Origin of the sequence: Mangrovimonas futianensis, assembly GCF_021245805.1 — a bacterium.
Taxonomy (GTDB): Bacteria; Bacteroidota; Bacteroidia; order Flavobacteriales; family Flavobacteriaceae; genus Mangrovimonas; species Mangrovimonas futianensis.
On the sequence record NZ_JAJJNF010000103.1, the window covers coordinates 1 to 255 of the forward strand.

Here is a 255-nt window from a genome sequence, read left to right on the forward strand (position 1 = left end):
CATAATCATCAGTTTTTGTTAGGGTAGTGGGGCTACATGTTTATCATTATCTATATAGAGTAAAGTGTCCGACAAAATCCTTGTCCACCTGTGCGCTGTTCAGGTTAACCACGTACCAGTAATCCCCTGTAGGGAGTTCCTTTCCGTCGTACTTACCGTCCCATTTCTGTCCGACCTTAAGTGTGACGATCTTTCTTCCGTACCTGTCGAAAATCGAGAACTCGAGGTCCGGGTAGTTGTCCACACAGTCAGGTC

1 protein-coding gene is annotated in these 255 nt (G+C 46.3%); it reads right to left on the reverse strand.

Annotated elements, in window-relative coordinates; translation table 11 throughout:
* Window positions 1–46: 46 nt before the first annotated feature.
* On the reverse strand, window positions 47–255 hold a 209-nt coding region (locus LOK78_RS16610; RefSeq protein WP_232635699.1), incomplete at its 5' end, for a T9SS type B sorting domain-containing protein.